The sequence below is a fragment of the Bradyrhizobium sp. 1(2017) genome, assembly GCF_011602485.2.
In the GTDB taxonomy this organism is placed as follows: Bacteria; Pseudomonadota; Alphaproteobacteria; order Rhizobiales; family Xanthobacteraceae; genus Bradyrhizobium.
On record NZ_CP050022.2, the window covers coordinates 2,446,038 to 2,463,259 of the forward strand.

The 17,222-nt window shown below is 65.4% G+C and carries 16 protein-coding genes; 12 read left to right on the forward strand and 4 right to left on the reverse strand.

Translation table 11 applies throughout. The features are described 5' to 3' along the window. Positions 1-10: 10 nt before the first annotated feature. A complete protein-coding gene (locus HAP40_RS11690) occupies positions 11-2,203 on the forward strand; it encodes a cation-translocating P-type ATPase (protein WP_166817660.1) in 2,193 nt (730 codons plus the stop codon). After that, the gene (gene ccoS, locus HAP40_RS11695; RefSeq protein WP_166817659.1) at positions 2,203-2,370 is read left to right on the forward strand and encodes a cbb3-type cytochrome oxidase assembly protein CcoS; all 168 of its coding nucleotides are present in this window, start codon (positions 2,203-2,205) and stop codon (positions 2,368-2,370) included. The genes HAP40_RS11690 and ccoS overlap by 1 nt, the downstream gene beginning before the upstream one ends. Here ccoS and HAP40_RS11700 read toward each other — a convergent pair. Then, positions 2,367-3,569, reverse strand: a complete 1,203-nt coding sequence (locus HAP40_RS11700) for an MFS transporter (protein WP_166817658.1) — start codon at positions 3,567-3,569, stop codon at positions 2,367-2,369. The two genes, ccoS and HAP40_RS11700, sit on opposite strands and share 4 nt — an antisense overlap. Positions 3,570-3,712: 143 nt before the next feature. Continuing rightward, entirely contained in the window at positions 3,713-4,195 is a 483-nt protein-coding gene (locus HAP40_RS11705; RefSeq protein WP_166817657.1) for a cupin domain-containing protein, read from the reverse strand. 236 nt (positions 4,196-4,431) lie between these two features. Here HAP40_RS11705 and HAP40_RS11710 point away from each other — a divergent pair, with 236 nt between their 5' ends. Continuing rightward, on the forward strand, positions 4,432-4,716 hold the full coding sequence (locus tag HAP40_RS11710; RefSeq protein WP_166817656.1) for a hypothetical protein: 285 nt from the start codon (positions 4,432-4,434) through the stop codon (positions 4,714-4,716). 81 nt (positions 4,717-4,797) lie between these two features. Beyond that, complete coding sequence (locus HAP40_RS11715; RefSeq protein WP_166817655.1) at positions 4,798-5,514, forward strand: peroxiredoxin-like family protein; 717 nt, start codon at positions 4,798-4,800, stop codon at positions 5,512-5,514. Between the two features lie 39 nt (positions 5,515-5,553). Here the strand turns inward: HAP40_RS11715 and HAP40_RS11720 are convergent, their stop codons facing one another. Further along, on the reverse strand, positions 5,554-6,441 hold the full coding sequence (locus HAP40_RS11720; RefSeq protein WP_166817654.1) for a LysR family transcriptional regulator: 888 nt from the start codon (positions 6,439-6,441) through the stop codon (positions 5,554-5,556). A 202-nt stretch (positions 6,442-6,643) separates the two neighbouring features. On the opposite strand from HAP40_RS11720, the gene HAP40_RS11725 reads away from it, so the two are divergent. Together HAP40_RS11725 and HAP40_RS11730 are read left to right on the forward strand one after the other, a co-directional pair. Beyond that, positions 6,644-7,780 carry a DUF3734 domain-containing protein gene (locus HAP40_RS11725; protein WP_166817653.1) on the forward strand — a complete coding sequence of 379 codons (1,137 nt, stop codon included), beginning with the start codon at positions 6,644-6,646 and terminating at the stop codon, positions 7,778-7,780. Between the two features lie 81 nt (positions 7,781-7,861). After that, positions 7,862-8,812 carry an oxygenase MpaB family protein gene (locus HAP40_RS11730; protein WP_166817652.1) on the forward strand — a complete coding sequence of 317 codons (951 nt, stop codon included), beginning with the start codon at positions 7,862-7,864 and terminating at the stop codon, positions 8,810-8,812. A 139-nt stretch (positions 8,813-8,951) separates the two neighbouring features. On the opposite strand, the gene glgA is transcribed toward HAP40_RS11730, so the two are convergent. After that, positions 8,952-10,367, reverse strand: a complete 1,416-nt coding sequence (gene glgA, locus HAP40_RS11735) for a glycogen synthase GlgA (RefSeq protein ID WP_166817651.1) — start codon at positions 10,365-10,367, stop codon at positions 8,952-8,954. A 194-nt stretch (positions 10,368-10,561) separates the two neighbouring features. On the opposite strand from glgA, the gene HAP40_RS11740 reads away from it, so the two are divergent. The 6 genes from HAP40_RS11740 (at position 10,562) to HAP40_RS11765 (ending at position 17,199) form a co-directional block, all read left to right on the forward strand. Then, complete coding sequence (locus HAP40_RS11740) at positions 10,562-11,758, forward strand: CaiB/BaiF CoA transferase family protein (RefSeq protein WP_166817650.1); 1,197 nt, start codon at positions 10,562-10,564, stop codon at positions 11,756-11,758. Between the two features lie 131 nt (positions 11,759-11,889). Continuing rightward, on the forward strand, positions 11,890-13,425 hold the full coding sequence (locus tag HAP40_RS11745; protein ID WP_166817649.1) for an ABC transporter substrate-binding protein: 1,536 nt from the start codon (positions 11,890-11,892) through the stop codon (positions 13,423-13,425). A 7-nt stretch (positions 13,426-13,432) separates the two neighbouring features. Next, a complete protein-coding gene (locus tag HAP40_RS11750) occupies positions 13,433-14,383 on the forward strand; it encodes an ABC transporter permease (RefSeq protein WP_166817648.1) in 951 nt (316 codons plus the stop codon). Next, positions 14,370-15,242, forward strand: a complete 873-nt coding sequence (locus HAP40_RS11755) for an ABC transporter permease (RefSeq protein WP_166817647.1) — start codon at positions 14,370-14,372, stop codon at positions 15,240-15,242. Before HAP40_RS11750 ends, HAP40_RS11755 begins: the two co-directional genes overlap by 14 nt. Then, on the forward strand, positions 15,239-16,231 hold the full coding sequence (locus HAP40_RS11760) for an ABC transporter ATP-binding protein (protein WP_166817646.1): 993 nt from the start codon (positions 15,239-15,241) through the stop codon (positions 16,229-16,231). Before HAP40_RS11755 ends, HAP40_RS11760 begins: the two co-directional genes overlap by 4 nt. After that, entirely contained in the window at positions 16,228-17,199 is a 972-nt protein-coding gene (locus tag HAP40_RS11765; protein ID WP_166817645.1) for an ABC transporter ATP-binding protein, read from the forward strand. Before HAP40_RS11760 ends, HAP40_RS11765 begins: the two co-directional genes overlap by 4 nt. The last annotated feature ends 23 nt before the right edge of the window (positions 17,200-17,222 follow it).

Below are 17,222 nucleotides of genomic sequence, written 5' to 3' on the forward strand. Positions count from 1 at the left end.
GGAATTCGCCATGCAGGTCACGCGGGATTTTTCGCATTACGTCCGGGCCGCGGGCGAAGGTCTCAGGCACATCGATCTCGCGGTCGAAGGCGTGCACTGCGCCGGATGCATGGCCAAGATCGAGCGCGGGCTGTCCGCCATTCCCGATGTCACCCTGGCGCGCGTGAACCTGACCGACCGCCGCGTCGCGCTGGAGTGGAAGGCGGGCACGCTCGACCCTTCCCGTTTCATCGATCGGCTCGAAGAGCTCGGCTACAAGGCCTATCCGTTCGAGACCGAGAGCGCGGAAGTGGCGGAGGTCGCCGAGTCCCGCTTCCTGCTGCGCTGCCTCGGCGTCGCCGCGTTCGCCACCATGAACGTCATGATGCTGTCGATCCCGGTGTGGTCGGGCAACGTCTCGGACATGCTGCCCGAGCAGCGCGATTTCTTCCACTGGCTGTCGGCGCTGATCGCGTTGCCGGCAGCGGCCTATGCCGGCCAGCCATTCTTCCGCTCGGCCTGGCGGGCGCTGTCGAACAGGACCACCAACATGGACGTGCCGATCTCGATCGGCGTGTGCCTTGCGCTGGGCATGTCCGTGGTCGAGACCATCCAGCACGCCGAGCACGCCTATTTCGACGCGGCGATCATGCTGCTGACGTTCCTGCTGGTCGGGCGTTTCCTCGACCAGAACATGCGGCGGCGGACCCGCGCGGTCGCCGGCAATCTGGCTGCCCTCAAGGCCGAGACGGCGGCCAAGTTCGTCGGCCCCGACGAAATCGCGCAGATGCCGGTGGCGGCGATCCATCCCGGCGACATCGTGCTGCTGCGCCCCGGCGAACGCTGCGCGGTCGACGGCACCGTGATCGAGGGGCGTTCCGAGATCGACCAGAGCCTGATCACCGGCGAGACGCTCTATGTCACGGCCGAACAGGGTACGCCGGTCTATGCCGGCTCCATGAACATCTCCGGCGCGCTGCGGGTGCGGGTCTCGGCGGCCTCGGAGGCGACGCTGCTCGCCGAGATCACGCGACTGCTCGACAACGCGCTGCAGGCGCGTTCGCGCTACATGCGGCTCGCCGACCGCGCCTCGAGGCTCTATGCGCCGGTGGTGCATGCGACCGCGCTGATCACCATCTTGGGCTGGGTCATCGCGGGCGTCGGCTGGCACGATGCGATCGTAACAGGCGTCGCCGTCCTGATCATCACCTGTCCCTGCGCGCTTGGGCTGGCGATCCCGACGGTGCAGACGGTCGCCTCGGGCGCGATGTTCAAGGCGGGCGTGCTGCTCAATTCGGGCGATGCCATCGAGCGCCTTGCGGAAGCCGACCACGTCATTTTCGACAAGACAGGCACGCTGACGCTGCCCGACCTCGACGTGATGAATGCGGCCGATATTCCAGCCGAGATCTTCGAACTCGCCGGGCGCCTTGCGCTGTCGAGCCATCACCCCGTTGCCGCCGCGGTGGCACAGGCGGCCGGTGCCAAATCTCCCATCGTCGGTGCGGTCGAGGAGGCCGGGCAGGGCGTGCATGCAACCGTGGACGGGGCCGAGATCCGTCTCGGCCGGCCGTCGTTTTGCGGTGCGGAGGCGTTGGTCACCGACGTGACCCGCCTCGATCCAGAGGCCTCCATCGTGGCTTTCAGCAAGGGCAGCGAACGATTCATCCTGTCGGTGCGGCAGGGCCTGCGCCCGGATGCGCAAGCCGTGATCGCGGCGTTGAAGGCACGCAAGATCGGCATCGAGATCCTCTCCGGCGATCGCGAGCCCGCCGTGAAGGCGGCGGCCCATGCGCTCGGTATTCCTGAATGGCGCGCCGGCGTCACGCCGGCCGACAAGATCGCGCGGATCGAGGCGTTGAAGCGGCGCGGTGCAAAGGTGCTTATGATCGGCGATGGTATGAACGATGCGCCATCGCTGGCGGCCGCCCATGTCTCAATGTCGCCGATCTCGGCCGCGCATCTCAGCCAGGCAACGGCCGATCTGGTTTTCCTGGGACGACCGCTCGCTCCCGTCGTCGCCGCCATCGATGCCGCGCGCCAAGCGTTGCATCTGATGCGGCAGAACCTCTGGCTTGCGATCGGCTACAACGTCCTCGCCGTACCGGTTGCGATCAGCGGCGTCGTGACGCCCCTGATCGCTGCGGCCGCCATGAGCGGATCGTCAATCCTGGTGATGCTCAATTCGCTGCGCGCGCGCAGCGCCTCGCGGGAGATCGCGTGATGGAGATTCTCGTCATCCTGGTCCCGCTGGCGCTGATGCTCGGCGGTGCCGGCCTCGTCGCCTTCCTTTGGTCGCTCAAGAGCGGCCAGTATGACGACCTTGAGGGCGCCGCCTGGCGCGCCATTGCCGACGACGAGCCGCCGCAGGAGGCGCCGGCCAAGCGCTAGCGCTTCAAGTCGATCGTGAGCAGGGCCGCGGCGGCGAGGGCTGAACTCACGCCAGCCACGCATGCCTGCCAGCCGAAGGCGTCGAACAGCCGACCCAGCACTGCCGTGCCGACGAGGCCACCGCAGAAATAGCAGGCGAGATAGGTGCCGCTGGCGATGCCGCGGTTGTCGGTGGCCGCCTGTCCGACGAAGCCGGTGGCGGTCGCTTGCGCGAAGAAGGTGCCGATTCCGACCAGAACCATCCCCGAGAGCACCGCGCCCAGATGCGGCGCCAGCATCAACGGCAAGCCCAATCCGGCGACGGCGAGTGAGCCCCAGATCGTCGGCCGTGGTCCGAGCTGCGCTGCGACCCTGCCCGCCAGCAAAGTCGTGACCACCGAGGGCAGGAAGACGACATAGACGAAGCCCAGCCCCATCATGCCGAGCGATAACGGCGGCCGCACCAGGACGAAATTGACGAACGTGAAGGTGCCGATGAAGGCGAACAGGATGCAGAAGCCGATGCCGTAGGCGGCGCGTAACCGCCGATCGCGCCAATGGGTGAACATCGCGGCGAGCGGCGATGCCGTGCCAGCCGTCACTTGCATCGGCTGGACGTGCTTGATGGTGAAATAGACCAGCGCCGCGCCGGCGAGATTGAGCGCGGCGAAAACGTAGAAATTCCAGGCAAGGCCCAGGCCGTCCGCCACGGCCGCCGAAATCAGCCGCCCAAAGAGATTGCTGGCGACGTTCCCAGTGATGTAGGCGGCGAACGCGCCGCCGGCGTCCATCGCGCTGCATTGTTCGCCGAGATAGGCCAGCGTCAGTGCGAAGGCCGAGGCCATGCAGAGACCCTGCGCCACCCGCAATGTCGTGAAGATCGCAAGATTGGGGGCGGTCGCCAGCAGGCTCGTGGGGATCGCCAGAAGCAGGAGGCTGAACAGGATGCCGGTCCGGCGGTCGATATGGGGGCTCAGAAAGCCGACGACGAGGCCGGCGACGGCCATGCCGAAAGTGCTGGCATTGACGGCGAAGCCCATCGCGGCCGGCGTGACGTCGTAATGGCGTGTCAGCGAGGGCAGGATGGCCTGGGTCGCGAACAGGTCGACGACGGTCAGGAATGCGGTGAGGCCGATCACGAGCGAGCGCAGCGCGCCGCCCGGGGAATGCGCTTCCGTCGTCATCGCGATCGGCTTGATGGGCGCGGAGAGATCGGTCATGGCACGCCTTTTCCGTTGATCTGTCATTCCGGGCTGGCGCGAACGGGACCGCAAAGCGGCCCGGAGCACCAGACCCGGAATCTCGAGATTCCGGGTTCGATGCTGCGCATCGCCCCGGAATGACGGGACTGGAAATGCTCTCGCTACATATTGTGGTCGTTCGGGTCCTTGCGGACGTCGCCGACATAGAGAATGACGGTCTCCTTGCCGAAATTCTTCCACCAATGCGAGGTGCCGAACACTTCGGGGCGGATGTCGCCGGCCTTGTGCACGATCGGATCGATGCAGTTGGAGGCGTATTCGACGATCTCGCCCTGCTGCACGAAGATCAGGGCGGGGCGGTCGTCGTGGCTGTGCCAAGGCACGATGCCGCCGGGCGCGATGGTCAGCTTGCGGAAGCGCAGCTCGCGGCCCTCGATACGCGACGGCTGCTTGCCGAGATCGATCGCGCCGAGTGTGACGTCGGTGACGCCGACCGGCTTGTGGTCGACCATCTGCTGCGCGTTCGGCTTGATCTTGTTCGCAGGGCATTCGCCGGCGGTGACCGGTTGCGCCGAAAGCGCCAGGGCGCCGAGGATCGCAAGGCCCGGCCAGACCGCGCGCGATGATGTGCGATGCTTGGGCATGGAAGTCTCCTGTGTTGGCCGCAACCGCGATGGTCGCCGGCTGTGGCAGGACTGTCTTCGAGACGCCGCCCGTCCTGAAATGCCCTTTCGCTCTCGATGCGATAGCCCGGCTCTATGCCGATAGGCGGCGGCTATCGAACCGATCGTGGATCGGCATTTCCGCTTGCGCGGCTTCCGCCGTTCGATGGCGGAGCGCCCGATTGGCGGGCGTTCACGTCAATCCGGAGGAGCATCTCATGACGAAACTGTCCAAAACCCTGGTCGTCACCGCCGCGTTCGCGGTCATCGCCACCTCGGCCTTCTCGCAGGCGAGCTGGGATTTCAAGGCCGGCATGGCCTATGTCTATGGCGGGCCCGGCAAGATGTCGGCCATGGCGATGGCCCCGGCCGAAAGGAACCACGACGCCATGATGAAGAACGCCAAGAGGGTGCCCGACAACACCGTCTTCTTCTTGGACAAGGGCACGCTGTACTCCACGTCGGGGCGGCTCGATCCCACCGGCAATTTCTACCTGAACTGAACTGGTCCTCGCGCAACGGCCGCCCTTGCGGGCGGCCGGACCACGAAACTAGTATCCGTCCCCTGACCGCCGGAGCAGAAGATGACGTCTCTCTCGCCTGCCGACGCCGAACAGCTCAGGCTTGCCTTCCAGCGCTGCCGCGACATGGATGGTACGCTGAACGAACAGCTCCGCGCCTATGCCGACGCCAGCCGCGAGTTCTTCCCCGCCTATGGCGAGGCGGTCGATCGCCTGGTGGCGAGGCTCAACGGCAACGGCGGTGGTGAGACCGCACCGCTTCCAGACGATCCCATGCCGCCGTTCATGCTGCCGGATGAAAATGGAGCTCTTGTCACGCTGTCCGCGTTGCTGGAGCACGGCCCCGTCGCGGTGATGTTCTTTCGCGGACACTGGTGTCCCTATTGCCGGCTCAATGTCCGCGCCGTGGTCCAGGCGCGGGGTCGTATCGAGGCGATGGGCGCGCGGATCGTCGCGATCATGCCGGAGACGCAAGGATATACTCGTCAGCTCAAGGCTGACTCCGGTGCGCCATTTCCGATCCTGACCGATCTCGACAATGGCTATGCGCTCTCGCTCAATCTCGCGATCTGGCTGGACACCGAGATCCAGCACCTGTTGTCTCATCAGGATATGGCGAAATACCACGGCAATGACGGGTGGATGCTGCCGATACCCGCCGTGTTCGTGGTCGGACGCGACGGCATCGTGAAGGCCCGCTTCGTCGACCCCGATTTCCGCAAGCGTATGGAGATCGACGATCTGCTTGCGGCGTTGGAAAGTGCGGGCAGGGAGAATTGACCGTCCGAGATGCAGGAGGGAAAGGGAAGAGCGCCTGCACTAGCCCGCAATCTCTCGCCAGTCCGCGCCGCGCAGCATGCGCATCACGGCATTGCCCACCGCCGTGCGTTGCCGGCCGGCCACCCCGTAAAGATTGACCGTGCGGCGGGCGTCCAGACCCGTGACCGCGGCGCGTGTCAGCCGCTCCGGCACGTGCGAGGTGTGCGGCACCATGGCGATGCCCATGTCGGCTTCGACCAGCTCGATCAGATCGCGCTCGTTCGAGACCTCGTGGCCATGCTCGATATCGATTCCGTGCTCGCGCAGGCTCGCAGAGATTCGGCCGGAATGCTCGCAGAAAGCCCGGCTGAGAAGCTGCTCCGATCGCAGATCGTCCAGCTCGATCGAGCTGCGGCCGGCGAGCCGATGTCCGTCGCCGACGACGAGCTCGAAGCTCTCGGTGAACAGCGGCCACACGTCGAGCCGCTCCCAGGCCTCGTCGATCTCCGCGGCGATCCCGAGCTCGGCCTCGCCCTTCTTTAGGAATTCGGCGACCTCGCGGCTGGAGCCGCGCAGGAAACGGAATTCAAGCCGGTTGAATTGCCGCTTGATCTGGTCGAGATGTGAGATCAGCAGCGCAAGGTCGATGGAATGCGTCAGTGCGATGCGCAGCGCGCCGATCTCGCCGCTTTTGAACGAGGAGGCGAGCGAGCGCGCGCCGGCGGCCGCATCATAGCATTGCTTCAGGAGCGGATGCATGCGCTGGCCGAGCTCGGTCAGCTGCGCAGCCGGTCGCTCGCGACGAAACAGGTCGCCGCCAAGCTCGGCCTCGAGCTGCTTGATCGCGCGCGTCAGCGAGGGCTGCGTGACGTTGCATTCCTCGGCGGCGCGCGTGAAATTCAAGAGCTGCGCCACCGCGAGGAAATAGCGGACCTGATGCATTTCCATGGATCGGCTCCCCAGCAGGATCGACCGGAAATCTAGCCGATCGGAACCGGGAATGACATACCGGCGGCGATAGCGGGCGCCTATGGATTTGGAAGCCAACCGGCATTCCAAAAGGTCCTGCGATCTCCTAAAATTATGGTGCGTAACAAGACCGCGGCGTCCAACGAATATTCGATCGGTGCGGGCTCACCAGGAGCGAACCATGAATGGTATGCAGGGAAAACTTGCGGATATCCCGGGTCAGGTCGTGCTGGTGCTGCAAGGTGGCGGCGCGCTCGGGTCCTACCAGGCTGGGGTGTACCAGGCGCTGCACGAGGCCGGCATCGAGCCCGACTGGATCATCGGCACGTCGATCGGCGCCATCAATGCAAGCCTGATTGCCGGCAACGCGCCCGAGCACCGGCTGGCGCGCCTGCGGGAATTTTGGAAGCGGATGGAGCAGCAACCGGTCTGGGACTGGCGCTCCGCATTTCCCGGCTTCAACGAGAAGCTGGCCTATTGGTCGACCGTGACCCACGGCATTCCCGGTTTCTTCCGGCCCAACCCGCTGGCGCATGCCGGGGATTCCTATCCGCTCGGCGCCGATCATGCGGGCTTTTATTCGACCGCGCCGCTGGAGAAGACGCTGGGCGAACTCGTCGATTTCGATCTCGCCAATCGCTGCGCGCCGCGCCTGACGGTCGGCGCGGCTCATGTCGGCACCAGCGAAATGCGCTATTTCGACAGCCGGGACGGCGAACTGACGGTGAAGCATGTGATGGCGTCGGGCGCACTGCCGCCGGCCTTTCCGGCGGTGCGCATCGACGGCGAGCTCTATTGGGACGGCGGCATCCTGTCGAACACGCCGACCGAGGCCGTGTTCGACGATAATCCGCGGAGAAATTCGCTGATTTTCTCCGTGCATCTGTGGAATCCCGTGGGGCCTGAGCCGACGACGATGGCGGAGGTGCTGAACCGGCACAAAGATGTGCAATATTCCAGCCGCATCGCCAGCCAGATCGAGCGACAACAGCAGGCCCATCGCCTGCGCCATGTCATCAACGAACTCGCGGCGCGGCTTCCTGAAGACGAGCGCAACGATCCCGCGGTGATGGAGCTGATGAGCTATGGCTGTCCGACCCGCATGCATGTGGTGCGGCTGCTGGCGCCGCAGCTCGAGCGCGAGACCCATACCAAGGATATCGACTTCAGTCCGTCAGGCATCACGCGGCGATGGCACGCCGGCTATGCCCATACGAAGTCGGTGCTGGCGCGCAAGCCCTGGATCGGCGAATTCGATCCGCTCGCCGGCGTCGTGTTGCACGAGCATATGGACGAGATGCCGATGGCGGCGGAGTGAGGCCGCAGGCCACCGTTCGCTTCATCGAATTGCCATAGGCCTTGCGGATCGTTGCTGGTCCGCAGCTGAAAGGCCCTGCAAATGGTGTCCGTGAACGATCTTGAATCCGCTCTCGACCATGTCCGTGCGGATGCGGCGGGACCGGTCCCGGGCGTGTTCGGTCCGGCCTCGATAACCTGGCGGATCGACCGCGAGGCCGTGATCTTCCTGGGCGCCGGCCGTGCGCTGTTGCTGCAACTGGCGCATCCTTGGGTCGCGGCCGCGATCGCAGAGCATTCGCGGACCCTTGCCGATCCGATCGGCCGCTTCCATCGCACCTTCGACATCGTCTTTGCGATGGTGTTCGGCTCGCTCGATCGCGCGCTGCTGTCGTCCCGGCAATTGCATCGGCGCCACGGTATGATCGTCGGCGAGATGCCCGAGACCATCGGGCCGTTTGCGGCAGGCTCGCGCTACTGCGCCAATGACATTCCCTCGCTGTGCTGGGTTCATGCGACGCTGGTCGAGACGGCGCTGATCGCGCATGATCTGGTGCTGCCACCACTCTCTGCCGAGGAGCGCGAGCGCTACTGGACCGAGAGCCGGCTGCACGGTGCTTTGTTCGGCTTGACGGGGGATGACCTGCCCTCGGACTGGTCCGGGTTCGCAGCCTACAATGCGGCGATGGCGCAGTCGGAAACGCTGACCGTCAGCCCGGCGGCGCGCGAGATCGCCGCACAGATTTTCAGCGGCGCGCGCCCCTGGCTGCGGCCGCCGCGATGGTATCGCGCATTGACGGCAAGCCTGTTGCCGGAACGATTGCGCGCCGGTTTTGGATTTGAGCTCGACGAGCGCGACATCAGGGCCGCCGATAGAGCGCTGCGATGGATCCGGCGCGTCTATCCGAGATTGCCCGACCGGCTGCGCTATGCCGGTCCGTACCAGGAAGCCCAGGCGCGATTGCGCGGCGAGCCGCAGCCTGATTGGATGACCCGCTGCCTGAACAGGGCGTGGATCGGGCGGCCGCAGATGGATGTGCGCGGGAAAGGGTGAAGTCCTCGGCCGCCGCCGAACCCACCGTCATTCCGAGCGTAGCGAAGCAATCCAGGATCCCTCCGCAGAAGCCGTCTGGATTGCTTCGTCGCTTCGCTCCTCGCAATGACGAGTGTGAGGAAGCGCCTCGTGCGCTTTCTCACGCCGAGGCCAGCTTCCGGTACAGTGCGTTGTAGGTGCCGGCCGAGATGCTCCAGGAGAACGATCGTCCCATGGCGCTGCGGCGCATGGTGTCGAGCTGGTCCTGTGCCATGAACGCCTCGAAGGCGCGGCGGACGCCGCCGAGGAAGGATTCGCGCGAGGGCCTCGAGAACAGGAAGCCGGTCTCGCCGTCGGTGATGGTTTCGGCGAGCCCGCCGGTCTGGTGTCCGATCGGCAGCGAGCCGAAGCGCTGGGCGTACATCTGGCTGAGGCCGCAAGGCTCGAAGCGCGAAGGCATCAGGGTGAAATCGCTGCCGGCGAAGATGCGTCGCGCCTGGGCTTCGTTGAAGCCGATCACGACTCCGATGGCGTCGGGACGGCGGCGATGCGCGTTGATCAGGGCCTGCTCGAGCGCCGGCTCGCCCGAGCCGGTGACGACGATCTGCCCGCCGGCATCGACGATCTCGTCGGCGGCCGACAGCACGAAGTCGATGCCCTTCTGGTGCACGAGGCGGGCGACGATGCCGAACATCGGCCCGCGCGACACCGCCAGCCCGAACTGCTTGCGGACGTAATCCGCATTGGCCTTCTTGCCGATCCAGTCGCCGGCGCCGAACTGCTGGGCGAGCTGGGCGCAGGAGCGCGGGTCCCAGCTCTCGTCGATGCCGTTGAGGATGCCGGTGAGCTCGGCAGCGTCGGAGCGGACCTGAAGCAGCCCTTCGAGGCCGCAACCGAATTCCTCCGTCGTGATCTCCCGCGCATAGGTGCCGCTGACGGTGGTGAGGTGCGAGGCGTAGACCAGCCCCGCCTTGAGGAAGGAGAGCTGGTCGTAGAACTCGACGCCGTCGATGTGGAAGGAGCTCTCCGGTGCGCCGATCCGCCGCAGCGAGTCCTTCGGGAAGAGGCCCTGATAGGCGAGGTTGTGGATGGTCAGGATCGACGGCAGCTTGGCGCCGCGCCAGGCGAGATAGGCCGGCACGAGCGAGGCCTGCCAGTCATTGGCATGGATCAGGTCGGCTGCCCAATTCTTGTCCAGCTTGCCCATGGCCAGCTCAGCGGCTGCCGAGGCAAAACGCGCGAAGCGGATGTCGTTGTCGGGCCAGTCGCGCCCGGTCTCGTCGCCATAGGGGTTGCCGGGCCGGTCGTAGAGTTGTGAGCACAACAGCACGTAGACCGGCAGGCCGTCCTTGGTTGCGGCCCGTCCGAGCGAGCAGGCCGGCATCTCGGCGAATGCCGGGCAGCGGCCAACGATCTGAATATGCGTGAGTTGCTCGATGATGTCGCGATAGCCGGGCAGCATGATCCGGATATCGGCAAAGGAGCGAAGGGCACGGGGCAGGGCCGCGGAAACGGCTCCAAGTCCGCCCACGCGGACGAAGTCGTCCATCTCGGTCGTGACGAACAAGACCCTCAAGAACAGCTGCCCTCTGTCGATCCCGTTGCTGCTATGCAAGAACGGGTCCAGTTGTCCTGGAATTCTTAAAGCCCACCCACGCGGCGCGTCTGTTCGGTAAACTCTTTCCTACTCAGGCGCCGCCCTCTAGGGTCGCCGCATCAACAACAGAGAACTTCGATAGGTTCCTAAGAGACCCAAGGACGCGAACAGGCATGCAGCTAGCAGATAAGCATGAGGGGACGACGACAAAAGCTTTCGCGGGCCTGCGGGTCCTGGATTTCTCGACCACCATCGCCGGCCCCCATTGCACGCGGATGCTTGCCGACATGGGCGCCGAGGTGATCAAGATCGAGGCTGATGGCGGCGAGACGATGCGGACCCGACCGACGCTGCGCCAGGGGTGCAGCACGGCGTTCGGCCAGCTCAACGTCGGCAAGAAGAGCCTGGTGCTCGACCTCAAATCTGACGACGGCAAGGAGACGGTCCGCCGGCTGGCGGCGACCGCCGACATCCTGGTCGAGAACTTTCGCCCCGGCGTGATGCAGCGGCTGCGGCTCGACTACGACAGCCTGCGACAGGTCAACCCGAAGCTGATCTATTGCTCGATCTCCGGCTATGGCCAGACCGGCCCCTCGGCCGAGCTGCCGGCCTATGCGCCAGTGATCCACGCAGCCTCCGGCTACGACATGGCGCATCTCGCCTATCAGCCCGGCCGTCACCGCCCCGACTATTGCGGCATCTATCACGCCGACGTCGTCACCGGCACCTACGGCTTCGGCGCGATCGCTTCAGCGCTCTTTCAGCGCACCGTGACGGGGCTTGGCCAGCACATCGATGTCTCCATGCTGGAAACGATGCTGTCGCTGACGCTGACCGAGTTGCAGAGCGCGCAATTCACGGTGAAGCTGCCGCCGCGTCCGATGTTCGGACCGACCGAGACGGGAAACGGCTATGTCATGATTACCGTCGCCAGCGAGAAGACGTTTCAGGGGTTGATGGGGGTGATCGACCGTCCCGCATGGATCTCCGATCCGCGCTTCTCGACCTACGCCGCGCGCCGCGAGAACTGGGCCGACATGATGGATGGCGTGGAAGCTTGGTCACGGCGGCTCACGACCGATGCGTGCCTTGCCGCGCTCGGCGCAGCCGGCGTCCCGGCCTCGGCCTATCGCACCGTGTCGGAAGCGATGGCCGATCCGCAGCTCGCGCACCGGCAGGCATTCTCGTCTGTACAGGACGAAGGCGGCTTGTTCCAGGTGCTCAATCTGCCGTTCCGGATGTCGGGGGCAGACACGACGCCCGCCAACAGGATGGCCGTGCTCGGCCAGCATACGGATGCGCTGCGCGACGAGATCGGGCTCGCAAATGATGCACCAGTTTCGCCAGGCAAAACAGCTGCGACATATTGAGTAACATTGCGCCGCACATGCGGCGTTTGAACTCGCGCGCGTTCCTCTTGCCGTCGCGTGTATTTGTCGCCAATCTCGCTTCCGAGTCATTCAACGATCCGAAACATCGGACGAGGATCCCGGGAGGAACCATGACGAACGCCGCTGCCGTTGCATGCAAGCGCGTGCCGATTTTCCTTGTTGCGGCATTTGCACTGGCCGGGCCGGCGCAGGCGCAGAAATCCGGCGGCAGCCTCACCGTCGGCCAGGAGCTGGAGATTGCCGGCTTCGATCCGCTCAAGGTCGGCGTCTACGACACCTCGACCTTCACCGCGGCCGCCGCGATCTTCGACACGCTGACGACGCTCGACGAGAAGGGCGAGGTTGCGCCAAAGCTCGCGGTGTCCTGGACTCATTCCGACGACTACAAGAGCTGGACCTTCAAGCTGCGCCAGGGTGTAAAGTTCCACGACGGCACACCGTTCAACGCTCAAGCCTTCAAGGAGAATTTCGACCGGCAGAAGGATCCCGCCAACAAGTGCCGCTGCGCCTTCTACATCACCAACGTCAAGGAGGTGCTGGCGCCGGACGACTACACCCTTGTCTACAATCTCACCGACCCGTCGGTGAACCTGCCGGCGGTGATCACCATCCAAAGCCAGAACAATGTGGTGCACTCGCCGACGGCGTGGAAGACCAAGGGCGACGATTACAACCGCAATCCCGTCGGCACCGGTCCCTACATCCTGAAATCATGGACCGCCGGCGACCGCATGGTTCTGGAGAAGAATCCCAACTATTGGGACAAGGGCCGTCCCTATCTCGACCGCATCGTGTTGAAGCCGCTGCCCGACGCGCAGTCGCGCTTTGCCTCGCTGCAATCGGGCGAGGCCGACATCATCTGGGACGACGAGAACGACGCCGACAACATCATGAAGGCGCAGAAGGACTCCAAGCTCACAGTCCACACCTACAAGGGCTCGGGCGCGCAGGTCTACGCCTTCAACACCAAGGTGGCGCCGTTCGACGACGTCCGCGTGCGGCAGGCGCTGGTGATGGCGATTGATCGTCCAAAAATGTCGCAGGCGATCAGCAACGGCCTGAGCCGGCCCGCCAGCAATCCCTATGGTGACGGCTCCTGGGTCAAGTGCAAGGACGACGGCGCGCTGCCGTTCGACGTCGAGAAAGCCAAGGCGCTGCTCAAGGACTACGGCAAGCCGGTCGAGTTCAAGATGCTGGTGACCGCGACGCCGCGCGGCCGTATGATCGGCCAGGTGCTCCAGCAGTTCTGGAAGCGTGCTGGCGCCAACATGGAGATCGAGCAGGTCGATCAGGCCACCATTCCCTCGCGTGCCTTCACCCGACAGTTTCAACTGACGCCGTGGCGTATCGTCGATCTCGCCGATCCCGATCCGCAGATGTATGCGAATTTCCGTAGCGGCAGCCCGCTGGCGCTCGCCGGCTTCTCAAATCCCGAGCTAGACAAGCTTCTGGACCACGCGCGCGTCACCGCCGACCTCGGCCAGCGCACCGAAGACTATTGCGCGATCAGCCGCCTGATCAACAAGGAGGCGATCTGGTTCTGGACCTTCCAGAATACCTATTACGCGCTGTCGAGTGCCAGGCTGAAGGGCTTTCCTAAAATCTACAACGGCGTGATCGACGTCTCGAACACCTGGCTGGAATGAACGCGCGATGCTGAACTTCGTCGTTCGGCGGCTCCTTGCCATCCTGCCGGTCTTGCTTGCCGTCTCGTTGCTCACCTTCCTAATCGCTTCGCTGCTGCCAGGCGATCTGGCTCTGTTCATCCTCGGCGATCAGGCGACACCGGAGAATGTCGCGGCGTTGCGCCGTGACATGGGGCTCGATCAGCCGCTGTGGTGGCGCTATTTGAGCTGGCTCGGTCATGTGCTGCAGGGCGATCTCGGCCGCTCCTTCCGAACCGGCCAGACAGTGCTCCAGGCGGTGGCCGAGCGCATTCCGGTCTCGCTTCAGCTGATGGTGATGGCCGAGCTCATCGGGCTCCTGATCGGCGTGCCGGTTGCGATCGCCTGCGCCGCGCGCGCCGGCGGCGCCTTCGACCGCTTCATGACCGGCAGCGCCTTTGCCATGCTGTCGATGCCTTCATTTCTCACCGCGATCCTCCTGATCTATCTGTTCGCGGTCGAGCTGCGCTGGCTGCCGGCGACCGGCTACGTGCCGTTCACTGAGGCGCCGCTGGGGAATTTGCGCTTCTTCGTGCTGCCGGCACTGACCTTGGCGCTGGCGGAATGGCCGGGCATCATGCGGGTGCTGCGCTCCGACATGATCGCGACCTTGCAGGAAGACTACATCGCGCTCGCCAAGGCCAAGGGTCTCACGCCCGCGCGCATCCTGTTTGTGCATGCGCTCAAGCCATCGTCGCTGACGCTGGTGACGGTGACCGGGATCAATATCGGCCGCCTGCTCGGCGGCACGCTGATCGTGGAATCGATCTTCGCGTTGCCCGGCATCGGTCGACTGCTGGTCGGCGCGATCTACACCCGCGACCTCGTCATCCTTCAGGGTGTGGTGCTGCTGGTCGCTTGCGGCTTCGTCATCGTGAACTTCATCGTCGACATGCTCTACGCCGTGCTCGACCCCAGGATCCGCCATGGCCACGCTTGAGCTGTCAATCCAGGACGAGGCGGTGTCCACGCCCGTGCGCGGCAGGCGCAAGCTCGGCGTCCTGTTCTGGCTCGCGAGCGGCTGGCTTGTGATCATCCTCGCGCTCGCGATCCTCGCACCGGTACTGCCGCTGCAAAACCCTGTAGACATGGACATGCTGGAGCGTCGCGCGGCGTTTTCCGGAGAGCACTGGCTCGGCACTGACGGGCTCGGGCGCGACGAACTGGCCCGCCTGATCTTCGGCGCGCGCGTCTCCCTGACGGTCGGACTGATCGCGCCGATGATCAGCCTCGTTTTCGGCGGCGCCCTCGGTCTCTTTGCCGGCTATTTTCGCGGCCGGTTCGAGACGCTGGTGGTCGGCAGTATGGACGTGCTGCTGGCCTTTCCGCCGCTGATTTTCGCACTTGCGGTGACCGCCTATCTCGGCCAATCCGTCCCCAATCTCACTGTCATCCTCGGCGTGCTCGGCATTCCCGCCTTCATGCGCGTCGCGCGTGCCGCGACGCTGACGCTGGCGCGTCGCGAATTCGTGATCGCGGCCGAGGCGCTCGGCGCCAGCCATGCGCGCATCATCCTGCGCGAGCTACTGCCGAACGTGATCCTGCCGCTGCTCGCCTTCTTCCTGCTCGGCGTCGCCGTCACCATCGTGGTCGAGGGCGCGCTGTCCTTCCTCGGTCTCGGCGTGCCGCCGCCGATGGCGAGCTGGGGCAGCATGATCGGCGAGGGACGCGAGAGCCTCGACGTCGCGCCGCGTCTCGCCTTCCTGCCGGCGGCGGCGCTGTTCCTGACCGTGCTCGCGTTCAACCTCGTCGGCGACACCTTGCGGGCGCTGACCGACCCGCGTCAGGGGGCGCTGTGAGTGCTCCGCTTTTGACCATCGAGGACGTCGCGGTGGAGCTGCCGACCCCGCGCGGAACCTTGCGCGCCGTCGATCATGTCGATCTGACGCTGGATGCGGGCCGCACGCTCGGCATCGTCGGCGAATCCGGTTGCGGCAAGACGATGCTGTCGCGCGCGGTGCTTCAGCTGCTGCCGAAGAAGGCCAGGCTCACCGGCCGCGTGATGTTCGACGGCGAGGATCTGGTGCGGCTCGATGCGGAACGCTTGCGGCGCTTGCGCGGGCGCGATCTTGCGGTCGTGTTCCAGGATCCCATGACCTCGCTCAACCCGGTGCTCACCATCGGCACCCAGTTGATGGAGACGATCCAGGAGCATCTCGAGCTGGATGCCCCGGCGGCGAAGAAGCGCAGCATCGAGCTGCTGGCGGCCGTCGGCATTCCGGCGCCGGAGCAGCGGCTCACGCAATATCCGCATCAATGTTCCGGCGGCATGCGCCAGCGCATCGCCATCGCGATCGCTCTGTCCTGCGAGCCGAAGCTGCTGATCGCGGACGAGCCGACCACCGCGCTCGACGTCACGATTCAGGCGCAGATCCTCGATCTGCTCGCGCGTGAGCAGCGCAGCCGTCACATGGCCATGATCATCATCACCCACGATCTCGGCGTCGTCGCCGGTCGCGCCGACGAGGTCGCGGTGATGTATGCGGGCAGGGTGGTGGAGCGGGCGCCGACATCCGCACTCTTCAAGCGCATGCATATGCCCTACACCGAGGCGCTGCTGGCGGCGATCCCGAAGTTGGAGACCGCGCCGCATACGCCGCTGCCGGCCATCTCCGGCCGTCCGCCCGACCCGACGCGGCCGCTGCGTGGCTGCTCCTTTGCGCCGCGCTGCCGCTATGCCGCGGGGCGCTGTCACGAGGCCAAGCCCGAGCTGAAGGGCGCCGAGATGCCTGATCATCTCTATGCCTGCTTCCATCCGATCCGGATGGCTGAGGGGATCGGTGCATGATGCAGCTCGCCGCGCCCCCCGAGCCGCTGCTGAACGTCGACAATCTCGTGGTCGAATACGGTCTGGGCAGCAGGCCGGTGCATGCCGTCTCCGGCGTCAGCCTTCAGGTCGCGCGCGGCGAGACGCTGGGGCTGGTCGGCGAATCCGGCTGCGGCAAGTCGACGCTGGGGCGCGCAGTGCTGCAATTGCGCCGCGCCAAATCCGGCCGCGTGATGTTCGACGGCGAGGATCTGACGGCGATGCAGGGCGAGGCGCTGCGCAAAATGCGCCGGCGCGTGCAGCTGATCTTCCAGGATCCGATCGCCTCGCTCAATCCGCGCCGGCGTATCGGCGACATCGTCGCCGAGCCGCTGATCATCGCCGGGATCAAGGATGCCGCCGAGCGAAAGCGTAGGGTTAACGAGGTGCTCTCCGCGGTCGGGCTCGATCCCGACCTCGTGGCAGGCCGGCTGCCGCATGAATTCTCCGGCGGGCAGTGCCAGCGCATCTGCATCGCGCGCTCGCTGGTGCTCAACCCGGAATTCATCGTCTGCGACGAGCCGGTCTCGGCGCTCGACGTCTCCATCCGCGCGCAGATCCTCAATCTGCTGGAGGAGATGAAGGCGCGCTTCGGTCTGACGCTGCTGTTCATCGCGCATGATCTCGCTGTCGTCAAAGCGGTCAGCGACCGCGTCGCCGTGATGTATCTCGGACGGCTCTGCGAGGTCGGGCCTTCGGAGCAATTGTTCGCAAAACCCGCACATCCCTATACCGGACTGCTGTTGCAGGCGATCCCGGTGCCGGATCCGGATGTGCGTCCCGCCGAGAGTGTGGCGGCCGGCGAGCCGCCATCGCCGATTGCGCCCCCGTCCGGCTGCCGCTTCCGTACCCGCTGTCCGCGCGCCGATCAGCAATGCAGCGCGCAGATACCGGAGTTGCGCGAGGTCGCACCCGGCCAGCTCGCGGCTTGCCACCATCCGCTGGCCTGAACTAAGACCGGTTTGTCTCGGCT

Bases quoted from the DNA above. Each gene is read 5' to 3' on its own strand.
- HAP40_RS11740 (WP_166817650.1), top strand. From the start codon at position 10,562: ATGCAGCTAGCAGATAAGCATGAGGGGACGACGACAAAAGCTTTCGCG.
- HAP40_RS11720 (WP_166817654.1), bottom strand. From the start codon at position 6,441: ATGGAAATGCATCAGGTCCGCTATTTCCTCGCGGTGGCGCAGCTCTTG.
- HAP40_RS11715 (WP_166817655.1), top strand. From the start codon at position 4,798: ATGACGTCTCTCTCGCCTGCCGACGCCGAACAGCTCAGGCTTGCCTTC.
- HAP40_RS11765 (WP_166817645.1), top strand. From the start codon at position 16,228: ATGATGCAGCTCGCCGCGCCCCCCGAGCCGCTGCTGAACGTCGACAAT.
- HAP40_RS11725 (WP_166817653.1), top strand. From the start codon at position 6,644: ATGAATGGTATGCAGGGAAAACTTGCGGATATCCCGGGTCAGGTCGTG.
- HAP40_RS11750 (WP_166817648.1), top strand. From the start codon at position 13,433: ATGCTGAACTTCGTCGTTCGGCGGCTCCTTGCCATCCTGCCGGTCTTG.
- HAP40_RS11700 (WP_166817658.1), bottom strand. From the start codon at position 3,569: ATGACCGATCTCTCCGCGCCCATCAAGCCGATCGCGATGACGACGGAA.
- HAP40_RS11705 (WP_166817657.1), bottom strand. From the start codon at position 4,195: ATGCCCAAGCATCGCACATCATCGCGCGCGGTCTGGCCGGGCCTTGCG.
- ccoS (WP_166817659.1), top strand. From the start codon at position 2,203: ATGGAGATTCTCGTCATCCTGGTCCCGCTGGCGCTGATGCTCGGCGGT.
- HAP40_RS11730 (WP_166817652.1), top strand. From the start codon at position 7,862: ATGGTGTCCGTGAACGATCTTGAATCCGCTCTCGACCATGTCCGTGCG.
- HAP40_RS11690 (WP_166817660.1), top strand. From the start codon at position 11: ATGCAGGTCACGCGGGATTTTTCGCATTACGTCCGGGCCGCGGGCGAA.
- HAP40_RS11755 (WP_166817647.1), top strand. From the start codon at position 14,370: ATGGCCACGCTTGAGCTGTCAATCCAGGACGAGGCGGTGTCCACGCCC.
- HAP40_RS11745 (WP_166817649.1), top strand. From the start codon at position 11,890: ATGACGAACGCCGCTGCCGTTGCATGCAAGCGCGTGCCGATTTTCCTT.
- HAP40_RS11710 (WP_166817656.1), top strand. From the start codon at position 4,432: ATGACGAAACTGTCCAAAACCCTGGTCGTCACCGCCGCGTTCGCGGTC.